This is a genomic window from Terribium retamae, from assembly GCF_022347545.1.
Classification (GTDB): Bacteria; Pseudomonadota; Alphaproteobacteria; order Rhizobiales; family Rhizobiaceae; genus Mesorhizobium; species Mesorhizobium retamae.
This window is the reverse complement of sequence record NZ_JAKREW010000001.1, coordinates 229,649-249,223: the sequence shown is the minus strand read 5'-3', so window position 1 is coordinate 249,223 and position 19,575 is coordinate 229,649. Positions and strand designations below refer to the sequence as shown.

The 19,575-nt window shown below is 60.6% G+C and carries 10 protein-coding genes; 2 read left to right on the top strand and 8 right to left on the bottom strand.

Annotated features, from left to right (window positions below):
* Positions 1–6: 6 nt before the first annotated feature.
* Genes L4923_RS01120 through L4923_RS01090 form a run of 7 tightly spaced genes read right to left on the bottom strand, consistent with a single transcriptional unit; the run spans position 7 to position 5,354 of the window.
* A complete protein-coding gene (locus L4923_RS01120; protein WP_239361415.1) occupies positions 7–495 on the bottom strand; it encodes a hypothetical protein in 489 nt (162 codons plus the stop codon).
* Positions 482–1,786 carry a FliI/YscN family ATPase gene (locus L4923_RS01115; protein ID WP_239362045.1) on the bottom strand — a complete coding sequence of 435 codons (1,305 nt, stop codon included), beginning with the start codon at positions 1,784–1,786 and terminating at the stop codon, positions 482–484. The genes L4923_RS01120 and L4923_RS01115 overlap by 14 nt, the downstream gene beginning before the upstream one ends.
* Positions 1,787–1,827: 41 nt before the next feature.
* Positions 1,828–2,445, bottom strand: coding sequence for a type III secretion system stator protein SctL (gene sctL / locus L4923_RS01110; protein ID WP_239361414.1), 618 nt, complete (start codon positions 2,443–2,445; stop codon positions 1,828–1,830).
* Between the two features lie 4 nt (positions 2,446–2,449).
* A complete protein-coding gene (locus L4923_RS01105; RefSeq protein ID WP_239361407.1) occupies positions 2,450–3,073 on the bottom strand; it encodes a SctK family type III secretion system sorting platform protein in 624 nt (207 codons plus the stop codon).
* A complete protein-coding gene (gene sctJ, locus L4923_RS01100) occupies positions 3,070–3,882 on the bottom strand; it encodes a type III secretion system inner membrane ring lipoprotein SctJ (RefSeq protein WP_239361406.1) in 813 nt (270 codons plus the stop codon). The genes L4923_RS01105 and sctJ overlap by 4 nt, the downstream gene beginning before the upstream one ends.
* A 24-nt stretch (positions 3,883–3,906) precedes the next feature.
* Positions 3,907–4,524, bottom strand: coding sequence for a hypothetical protein (locus L4923_RS01095; protein WP_239361405.1), 618 nt, complete (start codon positions 4,522–4,524; stop codon positions 3,907–3,909).
* Entirely contained in the window at positions 4,524–5,354 is an 831-nt protein-coding gene (locus L4923_RS01090; RefSeq protein WP_239361404.1) for a hypothetical protein, read from the bottom strand. The genes L4923_RS01095 and L4923_RS01090 overlap by 1 nt, the downstream gene beginning before the upstream one ends.
* An 85-nt stretch (positions 5,355–5,439) precedes the next feature.
* On the opposite strand from L4923_RS01090, the gene L4923_RS01085 reads away from it, so the two are divergent.
* Together L4923_RS01085 and L4923_RS01080 are read left to right on the top strand one after the other, a co-directional pair.
* Complete coding sequence (locus L4923_RS01085) at positions 5,440–6,117, top strand: L,D-transpeptidase (RefSeq protein ID WP_239361403.1); 678 nt, start codon at positions 5,440–5,442, stop codon at positions 6,115–6,117.
* Between the two features lie 39 nt (positions 6,118–6,156).
* Entirely contained in the window at positions 6,157–7,092 is a 936-nt protein-coding gene (locus L4923_RS01080) for a LysR family transcriptional regulator (protein WP_239361401.1), read from the top strand.
* Between the two features lie 10 nt (positions 7,093–7,102).
* Here L4923_RS01080 and L4923_RS01075 read toward each other — a convergent pair whose 3' ends face one another.
* Entirely contained in the window at positions 7,103–19,561 is a 12,459-nt protein-coding gene (locus L4923_RS01075) for a LysM peptidoglycan-binding domain-containing protein (protein WP_239361400.1), read from the bottom strand.
* Between the last annotated feature and the right edge of the window lie 14 nt (positions 19,562–19,575).

The following is a 19,575-nucleotide window of genomic DNA, read 5'->3' as shown; positions in this document are numbered from 1 at the left end:
CGAAAGTCATTGCTTGAGCGCGACGGCTGTATTTGGACGCGCCTCGTCGTCGAGGAGTTCAGCCGCGGCGGCGCGGCGGGGAGCCGTTCGCTTTTCGAGCTGATCAGATAGCGTCTCCAGCTTCATGAGGGCCTTCCTGCTTTGCAGGTGATGTTGTTGAGCGACGGCCAACCCTGCTTCGCGCTGCTTTTGCACAAGGACTGCCGCCTCGCTTTGGGCCCTGATCTGCCCGGTTTTCGCTGATGATGCCTCGTATCGGCTCTGCGCCATATGGAGCTCGGAGGCCTTTACGACGCGGTCGACGAGGCCAGCGACTGCCGCGTCCTGCTCCTCGATGGCCCGTTGCATATGCTCCGTAAGCAGTTGTGATGCCATTTCGACATCTTGCCTGGCCGCTTGGACGCTGGCCTGATGTGCTGCAACGATCCCGCGTGCGTGGTCCTCCCGGCGTTGTCGCAGCTTTTGCAATTGGGTCATCATCTCATTTTTTTTCACCGGCGATCTCCCTCATGCGCTGGCGCGTTCCCTCCAGATTTTCACTTGTGACCGAAGCCTGCTGCAGGAAGGAATTTATGGCGTCGATCTTGGTCATGGCTTCATCAGCCAGCGGATCGCTGCCGGCCTTGTATTCGCCGACCCGAACGAGCAATTCGATGTCTGCATAACGGGCCATCAGTTGCCGCAGACGTGCTGCGTCTGCTCGATGTTGGCTGGGGGCTACGGTCTCCATGAGCCGGCTGCGACTGCGTAGCACATCGATTGCCGGAAAATGGTTGCGCTGCGCGAGCTCGCTGGACAGGAAGATGTGCCCGTCGAGCAAGGCTTGCACCTCCTCGGCGACAGGGTCGAATGTTCCATCGCCCTCCAGCAGAACGCTGTAGAGACCGGTAATGGAACCGCTTGCGCCTGGGCCAGAGCGCTCAAGCAGGCGCGGCAGCGCTGCAAAGAGTGATGAGGGAAACCCGCGTCGCGTCGGTGGCTCGCCCGAGGCCAAGCCGATCTCGCGCTGCGCTCGGGCAAAACGGGTGATGTTGTCCATCGCCAGCAGCACATGCTTGCCCTGGTCACGGAAATATTCGGCGATCGTCGTGGCAACATAGGCGGCCTTGACCCGCTCGATGGCCGGTCGGTCGGAGGTCGCCACCACGACAACCGCACGCGCCAACCCTTCCGTTCCGAGTTGCCGTTCCACGAATTCGCGAACTTCGCGTCCGCGCTCGCCCACAAGGGCGACGACAGCGACATCGGCATCGGTAGCCGTGACGATGTTGGACAACAGGATAGACTTGCCGACACCGGGCTCGCCAAAAATACCGATCCGCTGCCCTCTGGCGCAAGTCAGCAAACCGTCGATGGCCCGAATACCAAGCTGAATGGGTTCGGAGATCAGGCGGCGCTGAAGCGGCGATGGCGGATAAGCATGAACCGGGTACGCGCCATCCAGTGTCAGTGTCTTACCATCGAGTGGTTCACCGAGCGCGTTGATGACTCTTCCCAGCAGACCGGGTCCCACCGGTACCTGCTGATCCTTCTTGGTGGGAATTACCTCCGTCAGGCTCGACAGCCCGGTCAGATCGCCAAGCGGCACGAGGACGGCAGTCTCTTCCAGCAGGCCGACCACCTCCGCCTTCATGGTCCGGCCGGTTCTCCTGTCGACCAATTCGCAGATTTCGCCGATCCTGGCGTCCTCGACCGCGGCATGGATGACGGTACCCAAAACACGCCGCACGCGCCCCTTTTTCGGACGGCTCGCATCCTCGCTCAGCCCGGAACGCAAACCGGGCATGATCGAAGCCAGGCGGTCTTCGACGGCGGTACGATCCCCTGTCACGAGCCCCCCTGTGACTTGGAGGCTATCGCTGCGGTGATTGCTACAAGCTGCGCTTCTATCCCAGCATCGATTACAGCCATATCCGTGGAAAGAATGCAGGCCTCGAGCGCCAGCGTGTCGTCGGCATCGATTTCCACCGACATGCCGAGATCGCTGTCCTGCAGGGCAAGGTTAAGCTCGTCTCGGAGCCGGCTGATATTCTGCGGATGCACCCGAAACTTCAGATATTTCGCGCGCCGAACTTCGGAGATCGCCTGCCTTGCTGCACTGGCAACCAGCGTGCCGACATCGAATTGACCAAGCACACGACGTACGACATCGAGCGCAAGGCCGGCAACTTCGCCCTCGAGGCCTGCTAGGTAGCGATCAACCCTGGCAGATGTGTCGGCGATCAGTCGCGCGGCTTCTATCTCCCCTTGCGCCTTGCCGTCTTTGTAGCCCTGCGCGTATTCGACAGCATAAGCGCGCTTGGCTGCATCGTTCAGCTTCTGCGCTTCCGCCTTGGCCTGCCCAAGAAACGCATGCCCTTCCTGCCATGCCTTGACTTCGTCAGCGCGCAATATGCGCGCACGTGGCCGTGGTAGATTGGTTCGGTTGGCTTCGCTGCTTGCCATTTTGCTATTCCGCGGCGCGGCGAAAGATCCGCGCGCCAAGTTCGGCAACTTGCGTTGCGTCACCCAGACCGGCCAATCCATTAGCCAGCCGTAACCGCACCCGTTTGCTCAGTTGCTGCGGCATGTCCTGCAGCCATGACTCAAGACAGCTCAAACCATCGGCGAATATCCTGCCGCTCAGACCCTCCAAAGGCTCCAGCGCCTTGACCGGGCCGGAAATGTCCCTGTTGGCTACAGCGAGGGCGCAGAGTTCCGGTCCCAAGGCAGCCTGGATGGCGCTGGCCTGACGCCCGTCGATGACCGCGGCGAGGCTGTTCGCCCAATAGATTGCGCCTGCGCGCAGGGCAAATCTCTCGAGTTCGTCACCTGAAGCAAGCGCAATCCGAAGGTCGGTTGGCTCAGGCGGACGGGGTGGATATTTCGTGGTCAATTCATGCCGCTCTGCCAGGATTTTCGACAGTCTTGGCTGCAACCGGGAGGTCTCCAGCATGCGCTCGCAAGCATCGAAGCCAATCTGGCCGCCAAAACAATCAGACAACCAGCCCGCATCGGCGTACCCGGCGGGGTTCGACCAGAATTCCTGCCAGTCCGAATGGATGGCTTCCTCTCGCTCGGCCAACGGTGTCACGCTTTTTTCGCCGGAACCTCAAGCGCATAAACGCTGGGCCGCCGGTACCATCGTGAATAGACCACCCACCCCGCGAGAGCGGCAATGACCGCGATCATCCCATAGAACAGCCACTGCGCAGCCGCCACGCTGTCAGGGTGGAGCCACAAACCGAGGAATGTCGTGAAGCCGGCTTCGCCAGTCGACAGTTCCGGCGTTGCCGCCACCGGTACGAGCGTCACCGACACATTGTCGTAAGTGAGCCCGGCAACTCCCTTGGCCACGAGCATCTTCACCTGCGGGATCAGGTCGTTCAAGGGAACGGAGGCCCGATGCCGGATGAAAACCGAGGCAGAAGACGGCACGAGTCCCTGTTTCAGCGGGTCGTTTTCAGGCAGTACCAGATGAACACGCGCAGACAGCACTCCGTCGATTTCGGATATCGTCCGCGAAAGCTCTTGGCTCAGGCCATAGATCATGGTCGCACGCTCTTCGGCAGGAGACGAGACGATGCCACTGCGTTTGAAGACGTCGCCAAGCGTCTGGAATTCCTGTTTTGGCAATCCGCTCTCATCGAGGATCGCCATCGCTTCGGCAAAACGGTCCTTCTCCACGAAGACCGTCATCGTTCCGTCCTTGCCGGCCTCTCGCTGGGCCGGGATGCCGTGACGGATCAGGGTGGCCACGATCTCGTTGGCCTGGCGCTGGTTGAGACCGGAATAGAGCTCGACGGAACAGGCCTGCAGAACGAGCATGATCGAAGCGGCAAGCATCGCACGCGACCATCTTCCGAAACGAAGTGGCGCGATCAAGCGCGACAGCGACGACATCACCTTCCCCACCACTGCGATTGCCTATTGCTGCTTGATGAGGGTGCTTGTGGATGAGGTTACAGCCGTAACGCTGCTGGTCACCACCTCAAGATTGGCCGCAGCCCACATCACCGAGATCGAACGATCCAAAAGCTGTTCGGCATTTTTCGCGGGGGAGTTGTTTTCCTCACCCTCGGGGGCGCCAGCAACATCCTTGTTGCCATCGCTCTTGCCATCAGCGCGGACACCCGCCTCGTTGAGAGCCGCCTGCACTTTCTGCATCGTCCCTTCCAGCGATTTCACCGCGGAACCGAGCAATGCGGAGGTGTCTGAAATCTGCCCGCCCCCCGATTTTTCCACCTGCGTCAGATATTCGAAAAGCTTGTGCTCGCTCGTCGCTTCAATGGGGTCCAGGTTCTGCCGCTGCGTTGAACTCGCTGCTCCGGCCTGCGGAGCGTTCTGGGCCACCTGCTGGTTGGCGGTCGTGGCACCAGCCTGCTCGGTTTTCTTCGCCTTCACGACCTGTGATTTCGGGTCAGCGGCATTGGAACCATTGCCGGACTGTGTCGCGGAACCTGTCGCCACCTGCTGCTGCAGCGCCATGCCCGTGGACATATTCGAAAGCGCGATTTCCAGCGCTCCAATCGGTGCAATTTGCATCAACGTGCCTCCTGCCCCTGTTTCTGCTTTTCGGCCGGAACAATCTGGGATTCTGCCTGACGGCCCCGGAAAACTCGAACCGGCACAACCTTCTGCGCATTTTGTTTTGTGTAGTTGGAAACGCCGAGCGTCTTCTTGACCAGGTCGATGTATGAGGGCGGTCCGGCCACCTGAACCACATCGTCCTGTGGCGAGACCTTCAACGAAAAACGCGGGTCGATCACGCCGAGCCTGTTCAGTTTGTCTTCCGCTTCGGCGGCCGCGTTGGCATCGAGCGGAATGGTTTCATTGCGGACTTCCGCTTCCGTCGCGACGTTCAAGACAAGACCATCGAAATGCCAGACCAGGCCATATCGATTGCAGATTTCCTCGAGAAACGTCTTTGCCGTGCCAACCGGCATGGTCCCGCTCAGGCGACCTTTGACCTGATCGCTGACCCTGACGGTAACCCCCATGTTGCGCCCCAGCTCGATCAGCGCATCTCGCACCGACTGGTCGACGGTAATGTATCTATATGGACCATCCGGCCAGCGGGGCTCGGCGGCCAACGCACAATAGGTGGAAATGCCGAGGACAAAAAAACCGGCAACACCGGCCGATTTCAAAGCGGCTACGATGAAAGACAGTCGATCCGAATTGCAGGAAACAAGTCCCGTCAACATTGATCCTACCGAGAAAAGACCGGCTTTCCGCAAGCTGGTCCGCGCAATATTCACCCGCCGATTCACTCTATCGCGCACGTTCTGAAATGGGAAGTCCATTTGGATTGCGTTTGTTAAATCGGTTCCAAATGTTGCGCGCTTTCCCGGAAAGGATATGGTGCGCTCCAATCGCGGACCACGACATGGTCATCGCGACCGCAACGGGCAACTGATGAGGATACCATTGAACCTGGGTGGCAGCTCGCAGTCCTTGATGGATCGGATCATCATCGGGCATTCATTGTTTCGGCTGGGAACAAGGCTTGCGTTGACCGCAGCTTTCGCTGTTGCGCCAGTTGCAGCCAGCGCGCAGACCAATTCCGGTTACGACCCACGCAGCTGGGCCTATGATGAGGCAACCAATGCGGTGATCCCCCCTTCATCGCTTGGGGAATCCGACGAGCCCATGGAGGATGAAGGGCCTCCGCCTTCATGGAGGCCGATCCCGAAGCAGATTGTGGATTTCCGCGATACGCAGCCCCCGGGGTCGATTGTCGTCAATACGGGTGAGCGGCACCTCTACTACGTGCTCGGCAACGGCAAAGCACTGCGCTATGCGATCGGGGTGGGCAAGGAAGGTTTCGAATGGGCCGGCCGCGACAGGATTTCGGACAAGAAGGAATGGCCGGACTGGCGGCCGCCACGGGAGATGCGCAGCCGCGTCGCGGCGACCGGAAAATCGCTACCTGCGCACGTCGCCGGCGGTCCGAACAATCCGCTCGGAGCGAGGGCCCTCTACATCGGCAATACGCTTTACCGCATCCATGGTACCAATCAACCTTGGACCGTCGGGAAGGCGAATTCCTCGGGTTGCATTCGCTTGACCAATGAAGACGTGATCGATCTTTACGCCCGTGCGCGCGTTGGCGCGCAAGTTATCGTGAGACAATGAGGTCTCGCCAACAAAACACTTTTCAGCCCTTGGGAATGTTTGATCGATACGATGATCCCTTTTAATATCAAGCAATTAGAGACATTTCTTTTGGTGGCTGCATTTGGCAGTTTCCGCAAAGCCGCCGAGCGGTTGAACACCACGCAGCCTGCCGTCTCGACGCGAATTGCCGGCCTCGAGGAGGCACTGGGGGCCAAGCTGTTCGAACGCCAGTCGAGTACCGTGCGTCTGACTGCTCAAGGGCAGCAATTGCTTCCCTCCGCGCAAAGTGTCCTGAAGGTAGCTGAGCGCCTACAACTCACCGCAAAATCGCTAGCGGAAACCGCCGGCGTGCTGCGGCTTGGTGTTTCGGAAACCATCGTTCATGCTTGGCTGCCCGACTTTCTCAAGCAATTGCAGGCGAACTGCCCCCTGGTGGACGCGGATATCCTCGTCGATTCATCGGCAACGCTGCGAAGCGAACTGATGTCGCACCGCATCGATCTGGCATTCTTGACGGGCCCCGTTTCGGAATACGCGATCGAAAACATCGATCTGCCACCCTTCCCCCTCGTCTGGGTTTGTGCTCCTGACCTGCAATTGCCTAAGGGCCGAAAGTTGTTTTTGCACGAACTCGCGCGTTTCCCGATAATCAGCTATGCCCGTTCCACGCGGCCCTATGCCGAACTCTACCGCAAGTTCAGCCGCGACCTGGAAGAAATGCCGCGCATCTTTCCTGCCAATTCCATTGCTGCGGCTCTCAAGATGGCGATGAGCGGGATCGGCATTGCCTCGCTGCCCCAAGAGGTGGTGTTGGAACACAAGGTGGCGGGCAAATTGCGTATCGTTGATTGCGAGTGGCACCCGTCCGACCTGCAATTCACGGCGTCCTACTCTTCCGAGCCGTCCAATCCGCTAGCCGAGCAGGCGGCACAACTGGCCGCCTGTACAGCGCATTCCTATGCAGTCCGGGCCGGAAGGACGCGGACGGAGTAGCCTATACGGGTCACCCCACCGCGACGGTCGGCAGGTAGATGCGATCGCCAGCGAAGATCACGTCCGGACTAAGGATATGATCCATGTTGAGGACGACAGTATCGGCCACATCCGCCGCATTTGCCGTCGCAATGAGCCGAATGCTGTCACCGTTCTTGACCTCCACCCACCGATAACCGTTCTGCTCCAGCTTGGGATTGGTACGGCCATCCGGATTGCTGGCGCCATCGGCATGGGCTTTCACAAGATCCGCTGAAACCCAGCCTGTATGTGCCTTCCCGTCAGGCCCATATCCCTCGACGGGAATCCAGATCTTTCCTGAACTGTCGGTTGACGGCTTGTCGGTCTGCTCGACGAAACTACCGGGCTGAAGAACCGTGACGACTGTTGCAGTGCCATCAGGCTCGCTGCGCAGATTCAAGCCATCATCGGCAAGAACAACGAGTTGCGGGAAGGTCTTCGGTGGTTCTTTCGTTCCGGAATCGGGTTTGTCGGTACCATCATCGGGTGTCGTGCCGTCTACGCCGGACTTGTCGTCCGGCTTGACCGGATCTGGGCTCGGTCCCTTGTCGGAACCCAGCAATTGTTCGTCCAGCGTGTCCCAGGCGAACATCAGCATGCCGATGCCGAAGGTTATGCCGAGCGCAAGGCGATCGGCCACTCCCCAGCGTTTGTCCGACTTTTCGCGAGCCTTGATCTCGTCATCCGTTCTCGGCACGGACTTGCGGTTAACCCGATCGGCTCGAACCGCCGAGGCCCAGAATTCCGCACTGCCGACCGTGAAGAGCACGCCTGCGCCGGCCGCGAGCGGAGAATCCCAAGCGTACACCGTGTAAGCTCCCGACCCCACCAGGAAGGCAGCATTCCCGACATGATCAGCGGCGGTGCGGAAGACAGGCCTCCCAGTGAACGCTTGCAGAAGCGATTTGGGCCCGAAGATCGCATTACCCAGAGTGTACGTGCTGTTTGCGATAAAGTTCGTTGCCGGGCCTGTACCTTGGAAGGTGGCAGCTGCCCCTCCAGGCATTGAAAGGATTTGAGACGCTCCGCTGGCCGCGTTCAGCGCACGGCCCAACGGTTTATGGTTTGCCGTGGCGTTCGGGAACAGCGACTGCGTCGTGAACACGACACCGCGAATGGTAAAAGCGATGCCGGAAGCGGTCGTTGCCATCTGGGGTGGCAGCATTTGCCAGACCGTATAAGTTGCCCCGGCCATCGGACCGAAGGTTGCCAGCATCTGGGTATTTTCCACTATGCGTGCGTGGGCAAGCGCTGCGTCAACCGCGGCCGCCTGATCAGGTGTCATGGCGTTCTTGTGTGTCGCCCGATAAGTCGTCAGTTGCACCACCGACATTGCGTTGGTCTGCTCCGTCGTCATCCAGGCGAACTGGGCAGGCCTGAATTTGCGTAGTTGGCCAGGACTCAATTCGCCAAGCTGTTTCGGCGTGAGCGCCTGGACCTGCTGTTTCGTCAGAGCCTCGATCTGTTCGATGGTCAGGGCGCCAAGATGCTCGCGCGTCAAAGCGGAAATGTGATCCGGCGACATTTTGGCGGTTGTAGCTGGGTTGCGGGCCGCGACAAGGTCCGGTTTGAACGCCGCGACCTCGGTCGGCGTAAGCTTGCCGAATTGAGCGGGCCTAAACGCTTCGAACTGTTCAGCCGTGAATGCGTTGCGCTGCTCGTCGCTGAGGGCGGCGATCTGGTCCGGTGTCAGTTTGCGCACTTGCTCCTTGGAAAGTGCGGCCAATTGTTCGGGCGAGAACGCAGCCAGTTGTTCCGGGGTGAACGCCGTGATGCGGCCCGGTGCAATGGCCTCAAGCTTGCTCGGCCGGATTGCCTGCAACTGCTCTGCGCTCAAAGCCCGCAACTGCTTTGGTTTCAACGCCGCCAGTTGATCGAAGGTCAATTGCGCAATTTGCTCGGGCGTGAGCGCTGCGATCTGCTCGGGCGTCAGCTTGCCGATATGCTCGGGTTTGATCGCATGCAGCTGCGCACCGGTCAGCCCTGAGATCTGCTCAGGCGATAGCGCATTGACCTCCTTTCCTGTAGGCGCACGAACCGGTTGCGTACCTCCGGGCTCGGCCGCAAAGCTCGGTGGGAGCTCAAGGCTGACGATCCGACCGCTTGCCGCATCGATGATCGCCCTGCCGTGATCGGGCGTTGGCGGCCATGAGGCGGATGGCGGCGTGTCGACGTTGGCTACCACGGGGGCCACCACAGGTGTCTCGCCCATCACCATGGCGGGTTCATTGGCTGCGACGTTGGTGACCGGTGTCGTGGCTGTTTCCGTCTGCGAACCGGCATCCCAGAATTCATCGGCGGTTCGCAGGATGATCTGCGGACGTTTGGGAGCCAAGGTGCTGGAATCGACGAAATCCGGATTGGGTGTGAACTCCCCGATGAAATTGCCATCCGGGTCCATCATCCGCCAGCCGTAGACCTCGCTCCACGGGACGCTGCCGTCCACTGCGGTCTCATCCACGCGCGCCATCAGATCGCCGACCGGACGCCCCATAGCCTCGAATTCGGTCGGCACGTGCAGGCGCGGCCTGCTAGGGTTGAGCACATAGAGGTAGGTGTGACCCTGTTCACCTGCGGCGCGGGACTCTTCGGCAACGAACGTCTTGGCGCCGGAGATCGACTGGCTGGTGCCTACGAAACGGCCATGGGTGTTGCCGAGCACGTAGTTGCTGAGGGTGATGCCTTGCGTGTTGCCAACCCATATCCCAGTCGGCGCCTGGGGTGAAAACCCTTGTACCGCCTGGATTTCTGCCGGAGTACGCGTGTCGGCGCGGAACACATATGGACCGACATTGCCGCGCATGGCGCGTGTCGGATCGCCGACAGGTTCTGTGGGCTGGCTTCCCTCATCCGAGCGGCCCAGGCTGCCCGGCACGTGGTCTTCGGATGCACCGCGGATCCATGGCAGGACAACGGGCTCGCCGCTCTGGGGATCGTAGATCAGGATATGCGTCTTGTCGGCGGTTTCCGGAGCGTCCGCCGCTGCACGCGGTCCATCGGCCGGCGGCACGTACACTTTTTCCGGTCTCCTCGGTTCGCTACCCAGCATGACGGCGACAATGACCTCTCCGTCCTTGTCCATCAGTTCCATCGTTCGGGACGATTTGACGGTTGCCGTATTCTTCTGGCCAAAGATATTGCCGATGATGGCAGCGTCATCCAGCGCCCGCTGCAACTCGGGAGAAGGTGGCGCGTCGAGGAACACCCATCGCGGCTGGTAGCCCGGATTGTCGTTGCGCAACGCAACGTCCTTGTTGATCTGTTCCTGGAGTTTTGCCGACAGGGGAACTTCGCGTGCTTGCGCTGTACCGTCGACCGTGATCCAGCGATGATAGGTCTTGACTTCGATCGCCTCGATTTCGCCCTGACTCTTGAAAACAGGGGCGTCCACATAGCGGCCGCCTTCGCCGGTAACAGGATGCGGGCCATTGGGGTTGGCTGCGACTGGGAAGTGCACCTCACCCAGCGAACCGTTGAGTTCGCGCGTGTATATTTCTCCCGCTTTCCATTTTTCGGGTTGCCGCATGTTGCGGACTTGCTGAAGCGAATGGGTGGTGGGCGGGGCTGCTTCCAAAGCCTTCCTAACCGGCGCAGACTCCACTTCTTTGCCGACTGTCGTGCCTTCCCGCGGCACAGTTTCTCCGTCAAGCTTTCCTACGCCGCCCGGAACGTGATCCTCGGAGCCACCTCGTATCCAGGGAAGGACTACGGGTTCACCGCTGTTGGAATCGTAGTAGAGAATATGCGTCTTGCCCCTGGTTTCAGGGGCGTCGGCAGCGAGGCGGGCTCCATCGACTGGCGGAATATAGACCTGCTCCGGACTTCTGGGCTCGGTTCCCAGCATGACCGCAACGATAACCTGACCATCCCTGTCCCGGAGCTCCATTGTTCCGCGCGACCTGCCGCCTTCGCGATTGACGGGGCCACCGTTCGGGGCTGGTTGCTCGCTGTCGGCTGCCGCACCGTCTTCCGTCTCCGGCTTCGGTGAGGCGCTTCCCTCGGGCAGAGCGGGGTTGCTGTCTTGAGACAGCGCCAGGTGCCCAGGAGGCGGAGCCAAGCCCTCCGGGGCCTGCGGAACCGGTCCGTCCGGACCCTGTGGCAGCGCAGGCTGTGTGCCGTCGGGTGGCGGTGCGTTGTTCAGCACATCCTGCCCGAGCAATTGGTTCAGATAATGAGCCTGCGTGGGCGTCAACTCGCCACGGGCTTGCTGATCCAGTTCCTGCCGTACGGCTTTCCACGCGGCTGAGTTCATGCCTTCGGGTCGCCCCGCAGACGTGGCATAGGGATCGAGAGGCGGTGCCATGCCCAGTTCCGGCACGACCAGCAGCACGCGCAGACCAGCGTTCCTCAAATCGGCGTTCGGCGATGCCAGAACTTCCTGGAGGTAAGTGTCGAGATGCTGCAGGACATCTGGTGTCAGCCGCCCGTCGGATTCTGCCAGCGCGTTGAAAACCTTCTGCGCGCCTTCGGAGGAATCGGGGTGAGCGCGCGCCGTCCGTTCATGCGGCATCACAGCCTTGTTCACGGTGCCGAGTTCCACCGTCGTCAGCGGCACGGAATTAAAGCCCACCGCGAAGCCGATGCCACCGTCCTTGCGGTTCAGCCGGTTCAGGGGCCCTGCGCCGGTCTCGCGCGGCACACCCTCAAAGGCCGGGCTGCTGCGCCACGGCTCCTTCCCGCCGCCGAAAGGCGGCAGGACATCGAAGTTCCGGAACAGCAGGCGATCCTCGAAGCCAGGCACCTTGCCTTCGGAGCTGTAATGGCTGCCGCCACCGCGCGCAGCCTCTTCCCAGAACTCAGCCGCCCGCTTGCTGAGCGGCCCGGCCTCTCTGTAAGTGTAGCCCGGCCGGCCGCCTTCGCCGCCCAGATAGAGCAGCGAACGTTTGATGTAGGCCGCACTCACCGAGAACCCGGCGATCGAGAACGTCACGCCAAGGGCGCTTTCGCTCTGGTAGGTGTTCTTCGACAACATCGGGGACGATGCGACCCAGCCGGCGGATTCGTCGTGTGCAAGGTTCGGTCTATATCCCTGGACGAAGATCTCCTGGCCCAGCGTGTCGTTTGGATGAACCGGCAGCAGGAAACCGGTACCGTCCGGTCCGTTGTTCTTCAGGCTGAGCTCGCCGTAGATCTGCTTGCTGGGCAGCGGCACCTTGACGCCCAGCATCGATCCTCCAAGCCCAATGGCATTGCCGGCGGCGCCATCCAGCTTTGAACCGAGCCAGACATTGGCTTCGTGCTCCTGCATGTACCAGGAAACAGTGGCGCGGTCGGCGCGCCACACCCCTTGCGCATCGGTGAAGAAGGTCGGCGCGCGCCACGAGCTCGCCTTGTCGGCTTCGAGCAATTGACGCAGCAGGACAGGTACCTCGCTGTTGATTTCAGTACCAGCCTTGGGCTTGCCGCCGGGGAGCGCGTTTTCCAATGAATGGGCGAGCGTCTGGACCGCGGGATCTGCGGATTTCTGCTGATTGGCGGCATATTTGCGCATCTGGCGCCACAGATAGGGCGTCCAGGTCTCGTGGCCGGACAGGACCTGCTCGTTGTAGCGGCCTTCCGGAGAGAGTTTACCGGGAGTGCTGTACGCAGAATCCGGCTGCAATTTCGGGCCGTAGACCCAGGTGCTGCCCTTGTCGGCTTCCAAAACCGTCATCAGCGCGGCTTGCTGTTCAGGCGTCACCGCTTTGCCGGGTTTTGTGGCGCGACCTTTGAATTGAGGCGCTGCGGCATTTGCCGCGGCGACAAGAGTTCGATCGCTGGAACTTGCCGTCGCCTTCAGATAATCGCCGACCATGCTGCGGCCGGCTTCGGTCCATCGTGCCTCTCCCGGCAGCGCGCCTGCTGTGAGCGACGGCTCGCCATCGGCTAGTCCGAGCTTCTGGGAGACCGCCGTAGGCCCGACGGGCATCTTTCCCTGGGCGCTGAATACGTGAAGGGTCGTCAACCCGTTCGCCGAAAGCGTGCCTTCCGGCTTGGAGCCGGTAAATACGCTCTGCTTGTCGGCAGCGAGGAGTTCGATGAGCGAATGATATTGCGCCGGCGTCATATCGGAACCGGCCCGGGGCATGCCGCCCTCGCCGCCCAGCTGCACCCTGGTCCTGGTGACCGTGTCGCGGACAACAGGATCGCTCGAACGTTCAAGCGATTTGAGATAGTCACTGACGAGGTTCGCCTGTTCTGAGGTCCAGGCCGGCGCCGGCACCGACGCATCATCAGGATGTCTCGGCATGGTTTCGGCAAGCGTTTCGCCGAGTGCCGAGCGATTGCCCACCTCCGGGTTGTCCTTGGCTTTGTAGGTGTGCACCTCTTCTGCCGGTGTGTTGACACGAAGCTGGCCGTTTGGCGTGGTTATCGAGCCACGCTTGGCGCGTTCGACGGTCGAGCCGGCGCCAAGATAGCCGGACTCGGTCGCGTGCACACCCGGCTCGGCAGGGCCACGGGTCGAATTCGTCTGCGGACCGGCGATGACGACCGTGGCACTCACATACTCGCCATCGACCTCGACATAGATCTTTTGTCCGGCTTTGAAACCGTCCTTCGGGACCGGGCGATGGTAGATGCTATCAACCAGTTCGCCGAGTTTCGGATAGTCATAGCGGGGCCCGAGACCCAGATAGCGCGTTCCGGCGCGCCTAAAGCCTGCCTTGAGCGCTTTATATGTCTGTCCGAGGCTATACGGATTCGACGAGAAGCTATCGATGATAGGCGTGCCGTCGTCCCGCACCGAGCGGGGATGCGCGCCTTCGTTCATCTCCACCGGTTTTGTGCGCGCGGCCGGATCCGTGGACCAGCGGCCATCTTCCGCCCCGAGAAAGAGCACCGGTCTCCCATCGGTGATTTCGAGCGGCTCAGGCGTTGGCTTGGGCGCCGGTCCGATCGCCTTGGGTTCCGGCACTGCGACAACCCGCGAGCCTGCCGGCAAGTTGAAATCGACCAACACTTGACCGCTCTGGCGATTGCCGACGGTGTAGCGCATCAAGGGAGGTGTGCTGCTTGTCTCGGTTGCTTGCGGCTTTGCGCCGGAGATCCCCTGCCGCTCGCCAGTTTCGCGATTCAAGCCGCCGCCCGGCTCGGTTTCCGATTGGACCAGAACTTCGTCCGGAGCGACCGGTACCGCAGAATCCGAGAGGCGTATCCCGTCGGAATAGCTCTGCTGCTGATCCTTGCCGCTGCTATAGGTGTAAGCGCTGGTGTCCTGCAACTGCGGGGTGCCGGTGAACCTCTTGTTGACAGGATCCCAGATCAGCGGGCCGTTCAGCGGATCGTTTGTGACACTGCTCTTGGCTTGCGGAACCAAGATCGGATCGCTGTCGGCGGGTTGAGTGTTCTGCTCGCGCACCTCCCGGCCGCGGCTATCGCTGACGCCTTCGGGGTCGCCACGTTCGCCCGGCGTCGGCGCGCCATCGCCATGAATGTCGCTCGACGGCCCTTCGATCGCCTTGCTCGAGGACGTGGAAATAACGACCGGAGCAGGATGATCGGCGCCATCGCCGTTCGCTGTGCGAACTCCTGGCCGCGATGACGGATAGCCGTCACCCGTCGGCTTCGGTCCACCACCTTCGGTATCGCCGGTTGGCGACTCGCGCGAACCTGTCGGCTTAGTGCCGTCCGGTGAGCCGGTCGAACCATGCTGGGAACCGTGTCTGGGAGCCCCCCCGCTGATAACCTCGCCCTGGATAACGACCTCGTTGGGATCCGGAATGACATATTTTCCGGTGGGTCTGTAGACCCCGTCGGGGCCGGCTTCATAGACATGGCGCGGCTGAGGCCCTGGGCCCGCTTCACCAGCAGGAAGTGGAGGTGGGAAGTCGATTGGCGGGGTGTCGCTTGACGACGGTCCGTCGCCGCCACGGGGGCCCGATGCTCCCGGCATACTATACAGCAGCCCGCGGGCGCCGAGGCCAGTGCCGACAGCACCTGTCCCTATGCCTATGATTGCGTTGGCAAGTTCGGCGAAAGACATTTCTCCGCCGTGCAGCAAGAGGTCCTCCGCAGATCGCATCAGTATCGGTACGCCGGTAGCAAGACCAGCCGCATCGAGGCCCCAAGCCGCGGTATTGAGCTTGCTGCCGCTTTGCATGAAATTGCTCACCTCGCCGGCATAGGAGGATTGGGACACGTTCACCTTGAATTTGCCGATGCCCCAGCTGGCATCGGCCATTCGCGTCATGCCAAATCCGCCCTTGAAAGCCTGGAACGTGGTCAAGGATGTGCCGGACTTTGCCAGGCCGATTGTTCGCAGCGAACCCGCACCGACCGGCAGGAATGAAACGACCCCGGTCGCGACGTTCCAGGCCGATTGGCCGTCGAAGTCGCCGCCTTGCAGCAGGTGTTCGCCTTCCTTGTACAGGGTCTTGCCGCCAAGAGCGGCGCCGGAAGCGAGTGCGATCGGTATCGCCCACTGTCCGCCAGGAACGAAGGACACAATGGTGGCGGCGCCTGCCACGATGCCAAGGCCTATGTCCGTGGCCTTGTCCCAGAAATCGACCTTGCGCCCGTCAGCGACCTCCAGCTCGTCGAGGGTGAATTTGCCATCTTTGCCGAGCGACATGTCGCCGCCCTTGGCCATGACAAGCTTACCCTTGTCACTGAAGATGCGGTTCTCGTGCTGGAATTCGTCGAAGCTGCTGTAATATTTTCCGGAGGTGTCGACATACCCGACATCCTTGCCGCCGCCATCCTTGATGGCAAACAGCGCTGTCATCGACTCCATCCCGCCGTCCAGTGAGAAGATCGGGACGATCTTCACCTGGGCGTCGTCGCCAGCACGATCATGAATTTCCTCGGTAATTTTCTCGACCCCCTCGCTGGAGGGGTCGAGCCCGAGCGTCTTTGCAACGGCGCCGGTCAGCTCGTCAGGCTTGTATTGCTTGTATTCGCCGGTAAAACCCTTGTCGTAAAGGTTCTCGAACTGGACCTGGTATCCGGCGAGCGCCTTGTCTCTATGCTCCTGGAAATATTCGTTCTTGAGTTTCGATTCACGCTCCGCCATGCCAGCATCGTCGAGAAGCTTGGGGTGGCCGGCTGAGAAGCTGTACCAGTCACGTGCCGCCACCATCGCGGGCCGTGACTCGGTCTGCCATTTTTCCAGCTGGTTCTTTTCATCTTCCGCCTTGCCGCGATCGATTTCGGCGGCGGCGACCTCCGGATGAACCCAAAGCTTCTGGCCGTTCATCTCGATCTGGACAGCTTTGCCACTGTCGCCGATCGCACTTGGCCCCTGCTTTCCGTAGGCTTCAGCGACTTCCGGCGCGACCCATAGATCGCGGCCGTTGAACGTGATCTTCACCGGTTGCTCGCCCGGCTTCAGCGTGCCCGCAGGTGCTTCGATGGTGCCACCGCCGTGGTCGGTGATTGCCTTCTGGAGAGCGGTGTCTGCATTGGTGAGTTTGGTCTTCGCATCTTTCAGCCCGGCATCGAGCTGGTCGACCTGCGTGCCGATGATCTTGGCTTTGGCTGCCTCCAATGCTGATACCGAGCCCGTGCCACCGGGGGTGCAAACCGGCGCCGAAGTCGGCGTGCTCCGCGTCGACGACAGCACTTCCTGCCACTGCTTGTTCAGGGAGTTATTGCGGAAGTCGTCCCTGATGTTCTCATCGTTGAGGTTGTAGGTGAGTTGGACCTTCAGAACGTTGGTATCGTTGTTGTTTTCATCCAGGAAGTTGTCGTTCTCATAGGTATTGACCATGTAAAGCTGGCCATTTTCCTCGATGAACTCCTGCTTCAGAAGCTTGCCGGTGAAATCGCCCTCGGCGTTGGTGTATCCTTTCTCATCGAAATGATGCGGATTCCTCTCCCTGGCCTGTGCGATGATCTGCTGTTTGATCGGCTCGACACGAGCGGCCAGATCCAGGGCATCCTTTTGCGCGACGCCATACTCTGCATAGGCTTCCGCCAGCGACACCTGATTGCCTGCAGCTTTTTGCAGTGTTTTCAAACCATCGAGCCGTTCGGTGAGCGCTGTATGCTCCGGGCTACCCGGCTTGGCGTCAGTAAGCTTCAGCTCCAGCTCGGTCGCACTGACCATCTGGTCGACGGTCGCCTTGTTGCCATTGGCGGTGTGCAAGCTTGATTGGATGAAAAGGTTGTTGACCTCGGAATGCTTGGCCTTGGCGTCGAGATTGATCTCCATGCTGCTGGGCCCGCCGGACTGGCCGGCGGCAGGCTGGCTCGGATCGTTAATGGCCGGCAAAGTCGCCTGTTTGCCGATGGCCGTGAGAAGATCCTTCTCGCCTTGCGTGTATTCGACCCTGGCGGTCGTGGCTTTCTCAAGCGCGTTGTTGGCAAGGGTCAGCCGCTCTTGCGCCTCGGCGAGCGTGCCCTTCGGGGTCGGGACCTTCCATTCCAGGCCATAGGGTGCCAACGCCTTGTCGAGTGTCGACTTGGCGGCATTCATCGCATCCTTGTAAGCAGGATCCAGCGCGTAGACGTCCAACTGCGCCTGGCTTTGTATCGGCCTGGCTTGTGCCTCGCCGAGACGCGCAATGGCCGCATTCTCGGCAGCGATCGCCTTGGCCACTTCCGGGTCGAACCACTGCCAGTTTCCGTTGACCATGAGCGGCACCCATGCGCCGCCGGACTTGGTTGGTTCGGTCGGTGGGTTACCGAAGGGCCCAACCGTCGTGGCGGAGCCATCAAGTTGTGGCGTTGCCGATATTCCGCCACCGTATTTTACGATCGCATCCTTCACCGCCTGCTGCTTGTTGGTGACCTCCTGGAAGAGTTCAGGGCTGGCTCCGCCAAGAATACCTTCGAGGGTGGTTTTGAGAACTGTATCTGCCTTGGCCGTCTCCGGGTCCTTGCTGGCAGGATTGATCGACACCAGCAAGGTGGCCAACCCCTCCTGGGCGGTACCAACCTTGATATCGAGGGTCGTGCCCGTGGTGTTGTTGTGTAACGTCACCTTGCCGTCGGGATCGGTGGTCAACGTATAGCCGTTGGCCGTAACTTCGACGGTCGTGCGGGTCCCGTTCTCGATCCTGACCTTTTCGCCAGGGCGAATGAGGTTCGGGTCGCGGGGGTTATCGAAAAGCTCCGGATTGGTTTTTCTCAACTCATCCAGCGTCACGCCGTGCTGCTGGGCGATGAGAGTGAGGTTATCTCCCGCTTTAACCTCGTAATCTATCGGCTTGCCGTCATTGATCTTTTCGGTGGTCGTCTTGGTAATTCGGCCATCCTTGTCGGTGACAATCTTGATCTCGGTGCCAGCCTTCGGATCGACGATGGTCGTGGTGGCCTCGCCCGTCTTGGTGTTGCGAGCGGTGTTGGTCGTCTTGCCGTTGCCGTCTTCGGATACCGTGGTTTCAGTATCCCCCTTGGTGGTGACCACCGAGCGTGTGTCGTGCTGGTAGTCATAATAGTAGGCTGTCTTGTCGCCGGTATGGGGGTCGACCAACTCGACCGACTGGACATCGCCATTGTCGCTGTTGGGATCTCCTGTCTTGACCTCGTAGCCGGCGCCTTGCAATTCGGCGATCACCTGTTCCCTGCTCAGGCCCCGATCCTTGGCGATCTGGTCGATGCTCTTGCCGGCGGCAAGATCGTCCTGGATGCCTTTCGTCGAGGCACCGCCGGGATCCTGGGTCGGTGCAAGGACAGTCTTCTTCCCATCCGGGCCAGTCACAGTGGTGACAGGGAGTGCAGGTCCGCCATTCGGCGTCACTGTCTCCACCGATGCTCCGTTTGGCATCGAGGTTCGCTCGGTTTTGGTGCCCGAGCCGAGATCGTCCTCGTAGCGGGTGGTTATGGCTCCCGTTTCGGAATCATAACTGCTGGTCTGTTTGCGCCCAAGGCCATCCCTGAGAGGTGTCTCGGTGGGAGCAGCGGAGCCGTCCTGCATGACCGCATAATAGGTATCATGCTGATAATCGTAATAGAGCGTGACCGTCTTGTGGTTTTTTGGGTCGCTGGTGTCCTTGATCACCGTCGTCTGAACATCGCCATTCTTGCCCGTCGGATCGGTGACCGTGACTTCCAGATTGTTACCCGCCCTTATGGCCGCAAGCACCTGCTCACTCGTCATCCCCCGTTCTGACGCGATCTTGTCGATGCTTTTGCCCTTCGTCACATCATCGATGATGCTATGGGCAGTTGTGTCGGCTGCGGGATCCTTTTTGGGCGCCCCGGTGTCCAGTTTGACAGGTGCAAAGGACAAGGTGGTGGGTTGGGTAAAAAGCGCCGGCTGAACGCTCGGTGCCCCGCCATTGGCAGGAAGGCTTCCATTGACGGGCTGTGCAGCCGGTTGTTGCAGGCCATCGAGCTTGCTGGTGACCTGTTCCAGCTCCTTGCGCGCCGTGGTGGCCCATTCACGCTCGCCCATCTTGTTGGCGAGTCGAATCTGTTCCCTCAGTTGGGTGGCCTGAGCCTCCAATTGCGCGATATGCGCAGCGTTGGCTTTTGGGTCGACTTTTGGTGCCGGGTTCAACTTCGGCATTACCGGACGGACCACGTGAACGACCTCCG

What these genes read in the sequence shown, in the direction of transcription:
- L4923_RS01095 (WP_239361405.1), bottom strand. Translation starts at nt 4,524, where the DNA reads ATGCAAATTGCACCGATTGGAGCGCTGGAAATCGCGCTTTCGAATATG.
- L4923_RS01115 (WP_239362045.1), bottom strand. Translation starts at nt 1,786, where the DNA reads ATGCCCGGTTTGCGTTCCGGGCTGAGCGAGGATGCGAGCCGTCCGAAA.
- L4923_RS01085 (WP_239361403.1), top strand. Translation starts at nt 5,440, where the DNA reads ATGGATCGGATCATCATCGGGCATTCATTGTTTCGGCTGGGAACAAGG.
- sctL (WP_239361414.1), bottom strand. Translation starts at nt 2,445, where the DNA reads ATGGCAAGCAGCGAAGCCAACCGAACCAATCTACCACGGCCACGTGCG.
- sctJ (WP_239361406.1), bottom strand. Translation starts at nt 3,882, where the DNA reads ATGTCGTCGCTGTCGCGCTTGATCGCGCCACTTCGTTTCGGAAGATGG.